The sequence below is a fragment of the Achromobacter sp. UBA5777 genome, from assembly GCF_002418565.1.
Taxonomy (GTDB): Bacteria; Pseudomonadota; Gammaproteobacteria; order Burkholderiales; family Burkholderiaceae_B; genus Achromobacter; species Achromobacter animicus.
The window spans coordinates 1-15,756 of record NZ_DIEJ01000303.1; the positions used below are offsets into that span (position 1 = coordinate 1).

Sequence of the window (15,756 nt, forward strand, 5' to 3'; positions counted from 1 at the left end):
CCGGCTGCCTCCGCAACGCCCGCCGCTCCGGCCGCCACGCTCTCCGCGCCCGCCCGCATCGCCGGTCAGGCCCGCATCGCCGACAGGCTGCGCGACAAGGTCGCGCCGAACGACACCGTCTTCATCCTGGCGCGCCCCATGGAGGGATCCCGCATGCCGGTCGCCATCCTGAAGTTGCAGGTTGCGGACCTGCCGCGAGCGTTCGTGCTGGACGACAGCACATCCATGTCGCCGGACGCCACGCTGTCCAAAGCCGGCAAGGTGCGCGTGGAGATCCGCGTCAGCCGCTCGGGCAATGCTGCCGCCCAGGCCGGGGACCTGAGCGGCGTGCTGACGGATGTGGGGCCGCGCGCCGACGGGCTGGAACTGGTGGCTGACACTGTAGTGCGCTGACCGCTTCCGCCGTCAGCGCTTTCGGCTCACACCCGCTCGATCCGCGCCGGCAAGCCCTGCCGTACCGCCGCGCCCGATACCCAATCGATCCAGACGTTGGCGTGCTGGCCGCGCGTCGCGTCCCCAAAGCCCAGATCGTTCAGATTGACCCCCGCTGCCAGCGCCGGATCGTGCGGCATCGGCTTGCCGTCGACAACATGCGCGCGCGCGCCCAGCTCGGTATGCCCGTAACCGTGCTCGATGCCCACCGCGCCCGGCTGAACCCCATCGCGCAGCAGGGCCAGCCCCACCACCGACCCGCCCGGCGTCACGATGCGGACCGTATCGCCGTTGCGGATGCCCAGCCGTTCGCCGTCCTGCCGGCTGATCGACACGGGGTTGTGCGGATGCACCTGCCGCAGACGGTTCACGCCGATCGACAGCGAGCTCATCAGGTTGGACTTGAACGAGCTCAGCAGGAAGGGCCAGTCCTCGCGCGGATACTCATCCCGCATATCGCGCCCGTCCGCCAGGCGCGTCGGATACCAGGTGGGACAGCCGCTGTAGCGCTCGCCCGTCATCGCGTGGCGGAACCCCGCCAATTCCTCGCTCCAGACATGCAGCGGCTTGGCATAGGCCACGCGCGTGCGACGCGGCTGTTCGGCCGCTTGCGTCCACGCGTCTTCCATTCGATCGAAGCGCCCGCCACGGCTCATCAGCATCGCAACCTGCCGCCATTCGCCCGGCTTGAGCTTGCTCTGCAACAGGTCGCGGTAGCGGTCGACGCCGGTCAGCGCCATGTCGTCGTCGCTGGCCTCCGGCACCGGACGTCCCGCCGCAAACGCGATGTTGGCCATGCCGCGCAGGAAGAAATCCTCGGGCGTGTCCAGCGCGTACTTGCCGCCGTCCTTGTCCGAGATGGCGCCCTCGCCAAACCCCGGCATGCCCAGGCGCTTGGCGCACGCGATCAGGAAGGTCTCCAGGCACACGGGCTCGTTCGTAGCGGTACGCGACACGCGCGGCTGCACCGCAGGCCAGCGCACGGTCGAGGCCTTGGCCACCACGTCGGCCCACGGCGCGGATACGCCCCAGCTTTCGTACGTGACGGTGTCCGGCACGATGTAATCGGCCAGCGCATTGGTCTCGTTGATGAAGGGGTTGATCGACACCGCCAGCGGCAGGATGCGCGGGTCCTTCAGCTTTTCCAGCGCCACGTGGCGGAAGCCGGCGATGCCGTACACCGGATTGCTCATGTGGTTGAACCAGACCTTGGCGCGGTATGGATAGCCCGCCAGCGCCGACGCCAGCATCTCCGAGCTGAGTCCGCCGGTGGCCGGATACCAGGGCGCGGCCGCCGGATACGCTGGCTCGCCCGCGGCCTTCTTGCGCTTGAACTCGCTGGACTTCTCGTACGGAAAGCGGTTGCGCGACAGCGACACGCCTTTGGGCGAGGCCTTGTTGGCAAAGCCGGCGATGTTGTAGCGCGGGCCCATGCCGTAAGGCGGGAATGGCCCGGCATCCAGCACCAATCCGCCCTCGACGTTCAGGTTGCCCACCAGCGTGTTCAGCATGGCGATGGCGTAGGCGGTGTAGAAGCCCGACCCGCTCATCGTGCCGCCGTGCGCATCGGCCACGGCGCGCTTGCCGTGGCTGGTGAAGCGTTCGGCCAGAGACGCGATCTTGGCAGCAGGCACCCCGCAAAGCGCGGCGTACCCGTCCAGGGTCTTGCGGCGCGACTCCTCGCGCAGCAGGGTCAGCGAGGACCGCACGCGCAGCGCCTCCGGGTTACCGGGCATGCCAGGCGCGGCGATGGAGTCGTCCACAAACAAATCTGCCGATGATGCCGTCGTGTGCGGCGCGAGCGTGCCGTCAGCCAGACGCACGACATATACGTCCTCCCATTTTTCGTCCGCATCGGCCGGTCGCGCCCAGCCCATGTCGGCGCCACGCAAAAACGCGCCCAGGCGAGGATGACCGGGTTCGGCCACCACCAGATGCGTCGCGTTCGTCCACGCCGCCTCGCCCGCCGCCTTCATGGCATTCGGACCGGGTTGCGCCAGCATGCGCGCATCGAAGCGTTCGTTGTCCAAAATCCAGCGGATCAGCCCCATCGCCAACGCAAGGTCGCTGGCCGGATTGACCGGCACCCACTCATTGCCCGATCCCGCCGACAGGCTGGACGAGGCCGGCAGCACCGGGGACACGACCACGTAGGCGAACGCGGATTCACCGGGCCGCACCCGCGCCTCGGCCAATTGGCGGGCCTGGCGCTGAAACGGATTGCCGGCCTGCGCGGGCGCCGCGCCGATGAACAGGCCGAAGCGCGCGTTGTCCCAGTCCGGCTTGCCGTGCGGCATGCCCTTCAGGTCGCCCAGCGCCGCGCCCGCGCCCACCCGGAAGCTCTGTCCGCAGTACGAGCCGTGGTTGCTGAAGTTGACCGTGCCAAACGACTGCCCGGCAAAGCGCTGGATCAGCGGCGTGCGCCCTTCGTTGGACGCGTCGGTAAAGAGAAACTGGTTGACCTTCGCGCCGTACTCCGGGTTGTCCGGGTCCAGCGGCGTCTCGCGGTCGAAGATCGCGCGCAGGCCGTCCACGTGGCCTTCGCCAAACAGGTCGCCGCCTTCACAGACTTCCTGCACCAGTTGCTCGAAGCTGATCGTCTGCCATTTGCCGTCACCGCGCTTGCCGGCGCGCTTCATCGGCTGCAGTACCCGGTACGGGCTGTCCATCTGCTCCAGCATGGCCGAACCGCGCGCACACGACGTGGCGCGCCCTTCCAGCCCGCTGTCGCCGCCCAGTTGCGCATAGACATCGCGCACGGGCGTGTCCATCGCTGCGGGCCGCGTCGTGGCCAGCGGGTGATACGGATTGCCAGCCACGCGCAAGATGCGGTTCTCGGCCGTGTCCACGCGCAGCCGCACGCCACATTGCGTCCAGCAGCCCAGGCAGCTCGACGGGCTGACGATCTGGCCCGGCTGCGCGCTCAGCGCGCCCGTCAGCGGATCGATGCGGAACTCCGGCGTCAGCGAATTGCCGCGTACCGCGTGCGCCGTCGGCACGCCGGCGGTCCCCTGCGCCAGTCCCTTGACCGCTTTGACGACCGTGTCGCCATAGCCTGCCGCAAACGCCGCCATGCCGCCGGCCACCATGCCGCCGCGCATCATCAGCTTGCGCCGCGCCTCGTCGCGCGGCTGGTCCGGGCCATCCTCTGCGTCGCGGCGCTTGTCGTCTTCGTGTTGCTTGTCCATTGCGTTCTTATCCATGTGCTTATCGTCTCGGCGCGCGCTCAGGCGGCCACGGCGCGTGCGCGCGCGGGGAAGATGTCCAGGGCCCAGGTCACGGCGGTGATCAACGCCACGCACAGCCCCAGCACGCCCACCATGCCGAGCAGCCCGTCGCTGCCCCACGGCATCTCATACAGGTACAGCCCGGCGCCGTACTTGGGCACGCCCTGCACGCTCATGAAGACCACCCAGCGGAAGATCCACGCCGCGCCCAACATCGTCAGCGCCAACGCGGCCGACGGCAGCGGCGCCGCCAGCGTGCGCGCCGGCCGTTGCAGCAGCGCGATGATGCAGAAGGCCGTGATCACGGCGCCCGCCAGACTCAGGCGCCAGATCGGAAAGTCCGCGAAAAGCCGCAGCGCCGCCTCGAAGGACGGATCCAGTCCCAGCAGGCCCAGCAGCACCCACGCACCCGCGCCCAGCGCCATCATCACGACGGCGGTCACGCTCAGCCGGCGCAGCATCTCCACCGGCAACGCGCGCAAACCGCCGGGCAGCCAGCGGCCCACCAGGAACATCGCGCCCAGCGCGCCCAGCCAGGCGGTCAATGCAAAGTTCACCGGCAGGAACACGGTGTGCCACAACGGCCGCGAGCGCAGCACCATCACCTCGGCCCCGGTGTAGACAAGGATGGACAGCGCCGACAGCGCCAGCGCCGCCGCCACCACCCGCAGCCACCCGATCCGGCCCCACCACCACGCCGCACAGAACAGCAGCGCCAGCGTCACGAAGACCGGCAGCAGCAACGCCCCCAGCCACATCCACGACCACGGCGTGATGTGCGCATAGAAGTGCCAGAAACGGCCGGGCTGATGCAGGTCGGCCAGCAGCGACACCGGCGCGGCGATGGCGCTGACCAGCAGTACCGTCACCGCCGCCGGCAGCAGGCGACGCGGGGCGGAATCTGCCCGCCCGAACGTCGCGAAGGCCGCGGTCAGCGCGGTGGTCGCGCTGATGCCGATCAAAAAGAAATACTGCACGGCCCAGGGCAGCCAGGCGGCGTCGTAGACCGGCGTGAGCAATTCAGAAATTCGCATGAGAGTCCCCTTCCTTGGCTCAGTGGCCGCCCGCCAGGCGCACACCGGCCTGGCCGTCGACCTGGTGCACAAACGCATCGGGCAGGCCGATGTAAAAGACGTGGGGATCGGTCTTCATCTCGGGCTTGAGCACCTTGATGTCGGCCTTGTGTTCGGCCAGCAGCCGCGAGATCGCACTGTCCGGATCGTTCATGTCGCCGATCACGCGCGCGCCGCCGACGCAGCTTTCCACGCACGCCGGCAGCAGCCCGGCTTCCAGCCGGTGCTCGCAGAACGTGCATTTGTCCGCGGTCTGGGTCTCGTGATTGATGAAGCGGGCGTCATAGGGACACGCCTGCACGCAATAGCCGCAACCCACGCAGCGCGCGTTATCGACCAGCACGATGCCGTCCTCGCGCTGGAATGTGGCCTGCACCGGACAGACCGGCACACAGGGCGGCTTGTCGCAGTGGTTGCACAAGCGCGGCAGCATCACCATCGAACAGGGGCCGCCGGTTTCGGGGGTTACCTCGTACTGCAGGACGGTGGTGCGGAATTGTCCGATGGGCGGCACGTTCTCCAGCGAACAGCTCACCGTACAGGACTGGCAGCCGATGCATTTGCGCATGTCGACGACCATGCCGTAGCGCTTGCCGGCCATGCCGGGCCGGCGCGGCGGCTGGCCATTGAGCCCCGGCGCGGCGTCGGCGTGGATGGGAATGACCGTGGCGGCGGCGCCCAGGCCGAGCAGCCCTTTCAGGAAACCGCGTTTGCCCGGGAGCGGTGTCTCCGGGGGCCTGTGGGGGGTGTGCATCGTTAAACTCCGAAACGTTTAAGTGTTACGGAAATTAACTTATCACCTGTAGTTATATAGAGCCTTGATATCTGTCAATTGGGGGACGGAGTCGGGGCGGCGATGGGACGTCGTAATCGCATTTGGTGTGAGGGGTGTGCGGGAATAGATCGCCACACGATCTGGGCGCGAGTCGCAGATTCAGCGAGGTGGAAACTTCAATGCCGGCTCCCACGCCATCAGTTTCTGCTCGAAACTGGCCGCCGCGTGGGCGGGGCTGGTCGAGGGCAGCTCGTAAATGTCGAGTTTGGGCGCCTGCAACGTCGGCAGCACATGCCGCCGGAACATCGCTGCGGCCTTCGCACCGTTGAAGCAGATGCGCCCGATGGACGGGTGACGGTTCAAAAACGCCTGGAAATCGTTCGGCACCAACGTATCGCCCCGGATGTCGGCATCCAGGCTGCCCGGCCGTTCGCAGGCCTGCAACACATCCCACAGCGCCACGCCGTTAGCCTGCAGCGCGTGCAAGCGCCCGTCGTAGTCCAGGCCAGGATCGAATCCAAAGATCCGCGCTGCCAGGGGCCAGAACGCATTGCGCGGATGCGCGTAATACTGCACCTGCCGCAGCGAGGCGACGCCCGGCATGGAGCCCAGCACCAGCACGCGCGCCCCCTCCCCCACGACCGGGGCAAATCCCGTCACCACCGTCTCGCACCGCGCCGCCGCGGTTTCGTCCCTGGTCTTGTCCATGCCCGGAAGGATACCTGCCCGGGGCGGGCGTGCCCTGCTGCCCCGCGTTGATCGTTCGCCGCATGGAACAGTGCTTATCAGCCACGGGCACTACCGATATCGGCGTTCCGCCCTTATCTTCTTGCCTATGACGAACGGCCCCGAAGGGGCCGCGCAACAGGAAACCTCACCATGAAGAAGATCCTCGGCGTGCACGCCAGCCCCCGTCCCCACTGGGTGGGCGACGGATTTCCGGTGCGCTCCATGTTCTCGTACAACGACAAGGGCCGCGACACCAGCCCGTTCCTGCTGCTGGACTACGCCGGCCCCGCCGAATTCGGCCCGGCCAGCCAGCCCCGCGGCGTCGGCCAGCACCCGCATCGTGGCTTTGAGACCGTGACCATCGTCTACAGCGGCGAAGTCGAACACCGCGACTCCACCGGCAACGGCGGCGTCATCGGCCCCGGCGATGTCCAGTGGATGACGGCGGCATCGGGCATCCTGCACGAGGAATTCCATTCCCACGCCTTCACCCGTACGGGCGGAAAGCTGGAAATGGTGCAGCTCTGGGTCAACCTGCCCGCCAAAGACAAGAAGGCGCCGGCCGGTTATCAGGGGATTCTCAACGCAGACATTCCGGTCGTAGCGCTGCCGGATGACGCGGGCTCGCTGCGCGTGATCGCGGGCAGCTACGGTGGCCAGGCGGGGCCGGCGCGGACTTTCACGCCGATGGATGTGTGGGATGTAAAGCTGGCGGCGGGTAAGACGGCGACCTTCCCGATTCCGCCGGGCCGCAACAGCATGCTCGTGATGTTGCGCGGCACGGTTCTGGTCAACGGCGAAGCTGTCGCGCGGGATGCGCAGTTGGCGCTTTTCTCGCAAGAGGGAGAGGACATCACGGTCGAAGCGAATAACGACGCCGTGTTCCTGATCCTGAGCGGTGAGCCGATCGATGAGCCGGTTGTCGGCTACGGGCCCTTTGTGATGAACTCGCAAGCGGAAATCGTGGAGGCGATCCAGGACTTCAACGCCGGGAAGTACGGGCAGATGCATTAAGGCGAACGCTCCGCCAGCCCCCCGCGCCCGCATGCCAGTGAACGGCATGCGGGCGCGGTCGCGTTTTGGGGCCAGGCAGATCTGACGATCACGATGCCGACTGGCGCGGCGAGGACCCGCCTATTCCAAAGGCGCCTCATACGGCACCTGCACCAGTTCACCCGCCGCCGTCCGGGCAAACGCCGCAGGCGGTGGCGTATCGAGGAGCGGGATGATGTCGGGGGAGAGGTTTGCGATGGTGTTCACGTCGAAAACCCCGTGATTCGACGGATCATCCATGTAAGCCTGCGTCTCGTCCCCGGCCTGAAAAGCCCAGCCGCTGTCTTCGGGGAACATCGGTTCCTCACGCACCATGTAGCCCACTGGCCTGCCTTGCACCGTGATCCTGTCGGTGGCAATACATCCGCCCTTGCCGGTAGCCAGGGGTTTGAGTTCAGCCGGTGCAAGCTTGAAAGTTTTGGTGGGTCTGTTCATGGCGTTCACTCAATCCCGTTCCAACTGGCTGGCAAACTGTTTGGCGACGCCTTGATAATGCTTCGCGGATGCCGTGTTCTTTTGCTGCGAATAATACGCGCTGACCTGCTTCGCGGCACGCTCGGCGACCTTGAAGCTGTCGTCGATATCCACTCGCTCAGCTTCCTTGGAGGTGCCGATCTCCTTGCCGTCAAACAGGCCTGCGCGGTAGCCGGCCCCGTCACTGACAACGCCGATAATCGGGACGCCAGCGCGCAACTCGCCATAAAAGGCGGGGCCAGCCTGATTTGCCGTGCGAGCCACAATCGTGCCGACGCCGGTTGCCACGCCAGTGACGCTGGAGCAAAAACCCGTCCAGTACTTGGGTCCATCGCCCAGAGATTCCGGCGCAACGAAGCGGCATTGCGTGCTGGGATCCGTGGACCATTTCAAACTGGCGCTGGCTTCAGCCGCCCCGGCCGAAACCGGCATCGCTGCGCAGACTAGCGCCGAACCGATACCGAGCGCTAACTGGCTCATGCTCTTAGCGTGGAATTGCACGTTCAAGACTCCGTATTCAGCGAGGGGAAATTCACGCGCTCGGCGGCGGGCCCACCGGCATGCGCATCGTGGCTCGCTTTGTATCACCGCTATTCACGCGCGCATATTGCCGAGCGCGGCAAACCCGTAATAGGAAGTGGATAACGTGAAATTTCGTGTCAGGCAATTTACGGTTGGCCGATCGTGCTGCCGAATGGGCCGGCCCGGCGCGACTTGCAGCACAGCGAAATGCTGGATGAATCGTTCCCAAACCTATGGGTTTTCCCTTAGCAATTCCCAGTAATAGTTAGCAACGCAATACACGCCATCGTCCTCGCATGTCGCCCTGCATGCCCGTGATATGTTCGATCCCTAATTATTTCCGCCGCTGTTATCTCTCGACACTTCCACACAACGATGATGACCGCAATCGCCCGCTCTCCCTACTCTCTCGCTTGGCGCCTGGCACTGACAGTCGTCTTCGTGCGCGTCGCCTACGCCGCGTTGGTGCAAGGCTACACACTGGTCGGACTTCCCGAATCCGCGCAACTGCGCGAAACGTTCATCCTGCCGCAATACCTCGTGCCGTTCCTGGCCAACATCGCGGCTTCGTCCATTTTTGTTGGCTTGACGATATGGAGCACCACGCATCGCTGGCTGCGGCAGCACGACACGCATGAAGTAGACGCGCCGGGCAAACTTTTCGGCATCGCCATCATCTTGACGTTGGTGTTCTCGCTGGCCGTGTCGGCCCTGATGATTTATCTGCAAAGCGTGTTGGTGCTGTATGCCGTGCAGCACGCCAGCGCCGCCAACAACTTCCTGACAATGAGCCTGTTGCTCAGTGCCTTGGCTGTCGCCTTGGAAGTGGTGGGCGCGCACCTTGCCGTGCGCATCGCCATGCGGACCGTTCAGCCTGCAGATCACGCCGGTGGTCCCGCGTATGAACAGCGTCACGCGGCCTGGAGTGCTGGGTCGATGATCTTGGGCTGGCAATTGAGTGTGTGCATCGCCATGGGCACCTACCTGAATGCGCAATCACTCACCGTCGGCTGGCTGCAATATGCGCTGGGTTTCCTGATCCTGCCCGTCCTGCTTCTGGTGCTGTGCACGGTGGTCTGCCTGAAAATCCTGCCGCACCCGGTCGGCGACTCGCGTCAAGGGCGTGCAGTCGCGCTCGGCACGCTGGCCTTCTGGCTGGCGCAAGTGCTGGGGGTCGGCCTGGGCTTTCTGGCGATTCGGGCAATGACATGGGACCAGCTGATCCGCGCCGCGGATTCCAACGTGGTGGCGGTGGTGATGCTCGTGGTGTACGCGGCGCTGCTGATGCTGGGATGCTGGATTGGGAAGCTGGCGCTTTATGGCGGTTCGAGAAGGTTTGTACCGGCTAGCTGAGCATCGCGCGGAAGATGCCGAAGTCGCTCAGTTTTGCCAGTGCTCTAGTCGGCGTAGAAACTTCCCAGAATTCCGTCGATGACGGGAAAAGTGGGTTTTGTTCCGATCGTCCATCAGCATGTTCATCTGTCCAGAGGAGCAACCCCCTAATAGTGACGACAAGATGAAAAGCTCCTGCATTCACTTGCGTTGAACGTCGCCAGCGATCTTCCTGGCCGTCAGCGTCACGGTGAAGAACTCGTTAAGCTTATCGGCCGGAACGGCATCCAACTGGCCCCTTCCATACTCAGCATGTTGCCCGTCCTCGAATCGCGGGTAATACCCTTTCCAGAAATAGCGCACCTGTGTGCCGCCCGCGAACACTTCTTTCGCAGGCAGCCCGGCTACAAATCGCGTATCGGCCATGTCCGCCCGTGCTCGCAAGGCGACGCGGGCCTCTGTCAATGCCCAATGGCATACCCCCCGCCCGTAATAGTCTTCATTGAGCAGCATGTCGGCGTACACGGTGCCCGCGTACTCGGTGGCGGATATACGGGAAAGGCGGAATGGTTCGTGGCTGGTCAATGTCGGCACGTGGCCCGACACGGCGTTGGATTGTCCACAGCGCGCGCCGTTGCTGGCGTCGAATTGCGCAGTACCTTCGACTACCGTAAACGGCGATTTGCCGTCGGCTGCACTTGAGAGATCGGACGCATTGGCAAGTGTGAGCCGTATCTCATAGGCCTGCGTCGGAGCGGGATTCAGCTTGCGTAGCGGTGCCTTGGCCGTTGTATCGCCGTAACTTGACCCGCACCCGGCGGTGGCCAGAAAGACCAGCGCAGGCAATGTCCGACTTAAGATCGGCGGCGAGAGATATCGAAGAGCGTTCGGCAAGGTCAATGCTTCCTAGGCAAGGAATTTGATCGCAAAGTTTGCCACGAAATTGAACGACTGATTTTGGCCGGCAAACGTCCTAGTTGTCCGACCGATTTCGACCCATAGCGGCCATGCGTGATCAAATCCGATGCGCGCGCAGTACCAGCAGTTCAACATCGGCTACTCGCACCTCCTAGAAATCTAGGCACGGGCCAGTCTTACCGTGCCCGTCGCGTCACGCCGTCGCGCGTAGTCGACGGTGCTACCCCAAAAAGAGCGCGATATCGTGCGAGAGCATAGGAGGAATAGGCGTACCCGTTCTGCTCAAACGTTTCGCTGATGGAGGTCGAATCTCGGCGTGCATCAAGCAACGCATGGTGAATCGCATGGAGCCGTCGCAAATTGAGGTACTGCATGGGACCGCGTCCAAAGCAGTCATGGAAGAAGTTCCTAAGTGATCGAGCTCCGACAGGAAGCCCATCAAGCGGCGCGGCTACCAATCCTGTACTGTCGACCTCACTGAAAAAGTCCAAGGTCGCGTCGCACAGCTCGTGATTCGAGGCCGCTGGACGGCCGATTGCCGTCGAGCGCTGGCTACCCGAGTGCACCAGATTCACGATTGCGTTCTCGATAAGCATGCGGCCCTCAGCAGGGGGCGTGCGCGGGTCCGCGCCAATTAGCGCCGCATCTTGAAGGGTTTGGAGCACACGGGGCGTGGTCTCCACCATACGGGTCGATCGACTCCAGAGGCGCAAAACATCGCCTATGACGTCATCTCCGCGCAACAGGCCTGCTCCAAGAGGCAGGGCAATAGACGTCCAATGATTGGGCCCGGCAGCGCGGAAAACGAAGCCTCGACCCGGGGCCAGGACACCCAAATTTCTGCCAGTAAAGCGAACGCCATTCAACCATGTTGGGCTCGGCTGACCTCTGGACAGTAAGAACATCAAATGGCTGGGCCATCCGGAAGCCTCACATAGGTTCGGAACGCTCTCCACACCCCGTTGAACGGCTAACCCATCCACATCAGCATGCCCGAGCCGCCACCGTCCATCGCGGGGGCCGAGTAACCGCACGCTCAAATCGACATCGACGACGGCACTTTCAAACTCTCCAAACGAGTCAAAACGGTGCAACTCCATCAATTGCCTCGTATCTGTCTATCGAGTTATTGCCAAAATTAGCATGGACGCGGGACGTTGTCGCCGTTAACAATGACCTCGAAGCTTGATGCGGCCCTGCGACGCCGGGGCGCTCATAGGTCCCCCCCAATCGAAGAATTAGGGAGCGTAAGCATGAAGAGTAGGTTCGCAGTCTTGACGTCTGTCGCCATGTTGATCACGACAGGCCTAGCGCCGGCGCTCAGTGCATCCTCGCAACACGGCGATCGCCCTACGCTAGCAATGCCGGCCCCCGGTATCGTCATGCATCCGGAGTACGCCAAGACTATTGGCCGCATGGCGTACGTGTGGGGCTGGCCGATGGTGAACATGCTGAATCGCAACGAGCGGATCACCAAGGCGCCTCGTCCAGGTCTGCTGGGAGGAGTCCTGCCGGTCGCTCCCCGCGGTCAAGTGGGCATGCTTCACGATTACATACTCCCCGCGGAGACTTTCGTCACCTGCCCAAACCAGGACGTTGTCTACGGCCTTGGATTCTTTTCGCTCGATGAAGAACCTGTAATTGCACAAGTGCCGGATTTCGGCGACCGGTTCTGGGTGTACGCGCTCTACGACCAGCGTACCAATCAGTTCGGTGAGCTTGGCAAGCCATACCAAAGCAAGCCCGGCTTCTATCTACTGGTGGGTCCGAACTGGAAAGGGGAGAAGCCCGCCGGCGTACAGGCGATCATCCGAAGCCCCACCGCTCTGGCCAACGCCATTCCGCGCATCTTCATGGATGACACGGACGCGGACCGCCAGGCTATCCAAAAGAAAATCAACCAAGTGGTCTTCTATCCATTGAAGGACTTCGACGGAAAGATGAAGTCGATAGACTGGAAGAGCACCGCCGATATCCCGAATCCTGGCGCAGACAGCGCTAGTGCTGGAGAAACGCGTTGGGTCGTTCCGGAACAGTTCTTCGATCAATTCAGCCAGGTGCTGGAAATGGTGCCGCCGTTGCCTGGCGAAGAAGCCATGTATGCGCAGTTCCGCTCGGTGATGGCCGCGGCGGCTAAGGACCCGGCAATCAAGGAAGCGCTGGTGCAAGTCGCCAAGGAAACCGAGGAGCAGGTGATCACACCGTTCTTCCAGTGGAAGCACAACGGCGCTCCGGCTGGCAATAACTGGAACCGGTCGGTCAACAATGCTCAGACTGGACTGGACTACTTCAATCGAACGGGAACGGCCAAGTCGAATATGTTCGACAACCGGCCTACCGAGACCCAGTATTTCTATACCGACTACGACTCTTCCGGAACCACCCTGGATGGTGGCCAGCAGTACGAGGTCCGCTTCGCTTCGGGCCAGTTACCGCCCGTCAAAGGTTTTTGGTCCCTCACGCTGTACAACAAACACCATCTGTTCAGTCCAAACGACCTCAAGCGGTTCTCGCTGGGCACCAAGAATAAAGATCTAATCCGGGGACCGGATGGATCCGTGACGATCTATGTAGGGCCGACCTCGCCTGGCAAGGACAAGGAGCCTAACTGGCTACCTTCGCCTAACGAACCCATTTCGCTATATATCCGCGCCTATTGGGGCGATAAGGGCATCCTCGACGGTAGCTGGAAACCTCCCGTCGTCAAAAAGGTTCAGTAAGCGCCCGCATCTGAGAAGCGACGGCACCAGCCGTCGCCCGTTGATACGTTGGCGTCATGGCCGCGCCATTTCCAGGAGTCGATTCATGCCCGCTTTGCCCAAACTCTCCTTGTCTGCCGGCCTGCTGCTGGCGGTCCTGGCGCCCTTTGCGTCTGCATCCGCGCAGTCTGATGCGCCCAGGTCGCCATTGGTCCAACAACTGAACAACGGCAACTGGCTGGACCCCAAAGAGGCCGAGAGCCTGCGGGACGAGCTTTACTATCAGCGCGCTATTCACGCCTATATGACCATGTTGCCGGCGCTGAACGTCATCGGCATGCGCGATGGCTCTGAGAAGGAATTTGGCGCCGGCTACAACGTGCTCCCCATCTGGAAGCAACGTATGGATTCGCGGACGATGGTGCCCACGCCGAATGCCGACGTCATTTATTCCATGAGCTACCTGGATCTGAAGAAGACCGGCCCGCTCGTGGTGAATGCGCCTCCGAATGTCATCGGCATGTTCACCGACTTCTTTCAGCGCACCATCACGGACGTTGGCGCTATCGGGCCGGACCGGGCCCGAGGTGGCCTTTATTTGCTTTTGCCCCCGGATTACGAGGGGCATGTGCCCGCTAGCTACTTCGCTTTTAAATCACCGACATACAACGTCTTCTTGTTTTTCCGCACAGTGATGGCCAAAGGTGAGGGCAAGCCCGATCCAACGCCTGCGGTGAAGAGTGCGGAGACGACGAGGGTCTATCCCTTGTGGGAGACCGAAAAGGACATCAAGCCGATGAATTTTCCGGACGCGAGCGGCAAGCAGATCAACATGATGTATCCCATCGACAATACCTACTGGACCAAACTGAAAGAGTTCGTTGACTACGAGCCGGTGGAGGCGATCGATCCGGAATTGCGCGGTGTGCTGGCGTCCATCGGCATTATCAAGGGTCAGCCCTTCCAGCCCACCGCGCGCCAGGATGAGCTGCTGAAAAAGGCGGTAGAAACCGCACCGAAGATGATTTTGGCGAATCGACAGTTGGGGCGCGAGGATAAGCGCAATCTGTACTACAAGGATCGGTACTACGAAAACACGTGGGCTGGGGGAACGGCGGAATGGATGCAGGATAGCTATCTGGATGTCAGTCAGCGCGCGAATTTCTTTCAGTTTGCCTATTCCTCCGCGCCCGCTATGGTCATGCATACCACCGGGGCTGGCTCAAAGTACCCCTTCACGGCGCGTGATCAGGAAGGCAACTTCCTCGAGGGCAGCCACACCTACAAATTGCGGTTGCCGCCAAATCCACCCGCGGCTCTATTCTGGGCGGTCACGGCGTACAACATCACCGACGGCACGATGCCGGAAACCAAGCAATTGCTGCCGTCGACCAATGGCTATTACGACATTCCCAAGCAGTCTGATGGCTCTGTAGAGATCTGGTTTGGACCAGAAAAGCCTGAGGGCGTCGCCGAAACCGCGTTCATCCAAACGATTCCCTCTCGTCACTTCCTTGTCGCACTGCGCTTGTATGGCGCCCAAGACGCCTTCTATGACCAGACGTGGAAGCCGGACGACGTCGTCAAGGTCAAGTGATTCCACGCTGCGGCCTTCGACTATCGGTCGATGAGCTGAAGCAACAGGCCGCTATCGATTCGGGGTATGTAATGAACACAGCTTTGATTAGGATCGCCGTCACGGTTGCGGTTGCTACCGTATCGGTAGCGACCTCTGTGGAAGTGTCAGCTCAAACAGACGCCGCCGACTCTGCGGCACAGGCCAACAATCCGCTGGCCAACATGACGGCCTTCAACATCCAGAACTATTACATCGGTAGGCAGACGGAAACCGGCGATACCGCCAACCAGTTCTGGCTGCGTTATGCCCAACCATTCTCCATATCCAAAAGCAATTGGCTGATGCGGGCCTCGCTCCCTGTGAATACGTTTCCGGTGGACAACAGCCACAAGACGGGCATTGGTGACTTGAATATCTTCACTGCCTATCTCATAGATACCGGGAACCCCGCCGTCAGCTTTGGCATTGGGCCGCAGATCACTGCGCCTACGGCGACCAAGAAAGAGGTGGGCAGCGAAAAGTGGTCGGCCGGCTTGGTCAACGTATTGTTCGACGCCAGTTCACCGAAGTTCCAGTACGGCTATCTGCTGTCTTGGCAGAGTAGCTTTGCCGGTTCCAGCCGACGCGAAGACGCGAACTTGGTCGCCTTGCAGCCTTTCGCGATGTATCAGCTCGGTGGTGGCACCTATCTGCGCGCGGCGCCGGTCTGGACTTACAACTTGAAGAACGATGGGTATAGCGTGCCGCTAGGGATAGGGATCGGCCAAGTCTTTAAACGTCAGAAGACCGTCTACAACCTGTTTGTTGAGCCTCAGTTTGCCGTAGCAAGTCGGGGCCCGGGACAGCCCGATTGGCAAATCTACATGGGTTTGAATATGCAGTTTCCGAATTAACGTGACGCTTCCGTGCGCCCGACGCGGCTGAACTCGGCCGAGGGGGCCAG

The 15,756-nt window shown here is 62.6% G+C and carries 14 protein-coding genes; 6 read left to right on the top strand and 8 right to left on the bottom strand.

What is annotated here, in order from left to right; all coding sequences use genetic code 11:
- Window positions 1–393, top strand: a 393-nt coding sequence (locus B3446_RS26325) for a c-type cytochrome biogenesis protein CcmI/CycH (RefSeq protein WP_422652850.1), incomplete at its 5' end; no start/stop codon positions are given.
- A gap of 26 nt (window positions 394–419) precedes the next feature.
- On the opposite strand, the gene B3446_RS26330 is transcribed toward B3446_RS26325, so the two are convergent.
- From B3446_RS26330 to B3446_RS26345, 4 genes are all read right to left on the bottom strand, one after another.
- Window positions 420–3,635, bottom strand: a complete 3,216-nt coding sequence (locus B3446_RS26330; RefSeq protein ID WP_409558281.1) for a tetrathionate reductase subunit A — start codon at window positions 3,633–3,635, stop codon at window positions 420–422.
- A 23-nt stretch (window positions 3,636–3,658) separates the two neighbouring features.
- Window positions 3,659–4,693: an NrfD/PsrC family molybdoenzyme membrane anchor subunit gene (nrfD, locus tag B3446_RS26335; protein WP_291386893.1), complete on the bottom strand. Its 1,035-nt coding sequence runs from the start codon at window positions 4,691–4,693 to the stop codon at window positions 3,659–3,661.
- Between the two features lie 19 nt (window positions 4,694–4,712).
- Window positions 4,713–5,486: a sulfate reduction electron transfer complex DsrMKJOP subunit DsrO gene (dsrO, locus tag B3446_RS26340; protein WP_291386895.1), complete on the bottom strand. Its 774-nt coding sequence runs from the start codon at window positions 5,484–5,486 to the stop codon at window positions 4,713–4,715.
- A 180-nt stretch (window positions 5,487–5,666) separates the two neighbouring features.
- Entirely contained in the window at window positions 5,667–6,215 is a 549-nt protein-coding gene (locus tag B3446_RS26345; RefSeq protein ID WP_291386897.1) for a DNA-deoxyinosine glycosylase, read from the bottom strand.
- Between the two features lie 171 nt (window positions 6,216–6,386).
- Between B3446_RS26345 and B3446_RS26350 the strand changes: the two genes are divergently transcribed.
- Window positions 6,387–7,250: a pirin family protein gene (locus B3446_RS26350; protein WP_291386900.1), complete on the top strand. Its 864-nt coding sequence runs from the start codon at window positions 6,387–6,389 to the stop codon at window positions 7,248–7,250.
- A 120-nt stretch (window positions 7,251–7,370) separates the two neighbouring features.
- On the opposite strand, the gene B3446_RS26355 is transcribed toward B3446_RS26350, so the two are convergent.
- Together B3446_RS26355 and B3446_RS26360 are read right to left on the bottom strand one after the other, a co-directional pair.
- Window positions 7,371–7,724, bottom strand: a complete 354-nt coding sequence (locus B3446_RS26355) for a DUF2185 domain-containing protein (protein WP_175185093.1) — start codon at window positions 7,722–7,724, stop codon at window positions 7,371–7,373.
- 9 nt (window positions 7,725–7,733) lie between these two features.
- Complete coding sequence (locus B3446_RS26360; RefSeq protein ID WP_291386902.1) at window positions 7,734–8,243, bottom strand: hypothetical protein; 510 nt, start codon at window positions 8,241–8,243, stop codon at window positions 7,734–7,736.
- 417 nt (window positions 8,244–8,660) lie between these two features.
- Between B3446_RS26360 and B3446_RS26365 the strand changes: the two genes are divergently transcribed.
- Window positions 8,661–9,638 (top strand): hypothetical protein, encoded by a 978-nt coding sequence (locus tag B3446_RS26365; RefSeq protein WP_291386904.1) that lies wholly within the window; start codon window positions 8,661–8,663, stop codon window positions 9,636–9,638.
- A 180-nt stretch (window positions 9,639–9,818) separates the two neighbouring features.
- On the opposite strand, the gene B3446_RS26370 is transcribed toward B3446_RS26365, so the two are convergent.
- Together B3446_RS26370 and B3446_RS28620 are read right to left on the bottom strand one after the other, a co-directional pair.
- Window positions 9,819–10,511: a hypothetical protein gene (locus B3446_RS26370; protein WP_291386906.1), complete on the bottom strand. Its 693-nt coding sequence runs from the start codon at window positions 10,509–10,511 to the stop codon at window positions 9,819–9,821.
- Between the two features lie 200 nt (window positions 10,512–10,711).
- Entirely contained in the window at window positions 10,712–11,635 is a 924-nt protein-coding gene (locus tag B3446_RS28620; RefSeq protein WP_409558282.1) for an AraC family transcriptional regulator, read from the bottom strand.
- Window positions 11,636–11,788: 153 nt separating this feature from the next.
- Between B3446_RS28620 and B3446_RS26375 the strand changes: the two genes are divergently transcribed.
- From B3446_RS26375 to B3446_RS26385, 3 genes are all read left to right on the top strand, one after another.
- Window positions 11,789–13,255 carry a DUF1254 domain-containing protein gene (locus B3446_RS26375; RefSeq protein ID WP_291386908.1) on the top strand — a complete coding sequence of 489 codons (1,467 nt, stop codon included), beginning with the start codon at window positions 11,789–11,791 and terminating at the stop codon, window positions 13,253–13,255.
- An 85-nt stretch (window positions 13,256–13,340) separates the two neighbouring features.
- Window positions 13,341–14,831: a DUF1254 domain-containing protein gene (locus tag B3446_RS26380; RefSeq protein WP_291386909.1), complete on the top strand. Its 1,491-nt coding sequence runs from the start codon at window positions 13,341–13,343 to the stop codon at window positions 14,829–14,831.
- A gap of 71 nt (window positions 14,832–14,902) precedes the next feature.
- Entirely contained in the window at window positions 14,903–15,706 is an 804-nt protein-coding gene (locus B3446_RS26385; protein WP_291386911.1) for a hypothetical protein, read from the top strand.
- The last annotated feature ends 50 nt before the right edge of the window (window positions 15,707–15,756 follow it).

Bases quoted from the DNA above. Each gene is read 5' to 3' on its own strand.
- B3446_RS26330 (WP_409558281.1), bottom strand. From the start codon at position 3,635: ATGGATAAGAACGCAATGGACAAGCAACACGAAGACGACAAGCGCCGC.
- nrfD (WP_291386893.1), bottom strand. From the start codon at position 4,693: ATGCGAATTTCTGAATTGCTCACGCCGGTCTACGACGCCGCCTGGCTG.
- dsrO (WP_291386895.1), bottom strand. From the start codon at position 5,486: ATGCACACCCCCCACAGGCCCCCGGAGACACCGCTCCCGGGCAAACGC.
- B3446_RS26345 (WP_291386897.1), bottom strand. From the start codon at position 6,215: ATGGACAAGACCAGGGACGAAACCGCGGCGGCGCGGTGCGAGACGGTG.
- B3446_RS26350 (WP_291386900.1), top strand. From the start codon at position 6,387: ATGAAGAAGATCCTCGGCGTGCACGCCAGCCCCCGTCCCCACTGGGTG.
- B3446_RS26355 (WP_175185093.1), bottom strand. From the start codon at position 7,724: ATGAACAGACCCACCAAAACTTTCAAGCTTGCACCGGCTGAACTCAAA.
- B3446_RS26360 (WP_291386902.1), bottom strand. From the start codon at position 8,243: ATGAGCCAGTTAGCGCTCGGTATCGGTTCGGCGCTAGTCTGCGCAGCG.
- B3446_RS26365 (WP_291386904.1), top strand. From the start codon at position 8,661: ATGATGACCGCAATCGCCCGCTCTCCCTACTCTCTCGCTTGGCGCCTG.
- B3446_RS28620 (WP_409558282.1), bottom strand. From the start codon at position 11,635: ATGGAGTTGCACCGTTTTGACTCGTTTGGAGAGTTTGAAAGTGCCGTC.
- B3446_RS26375 (WP_291386908.1), top strand. From the start codon at position 11,789: ATGAAGAGTAGGTTCGCAGTCTTGACGTCTGTCGCCATGTTGATCACG.
- B3446_RS26380 (WP_291386909.1), top strand. From the start codon at position 13,341: ATGCCCGCTTTGCCCAAACTCTCCTTGTCTGCCGGCCTGCTGCTGGCG.
- B3446_RS26385 (WP_291386911.1), top strand. From the start codon at position 14,903: ATGAACACAGCTTTGATTAGGATCGCCGTCACGGTTGCGGTTGCTACC.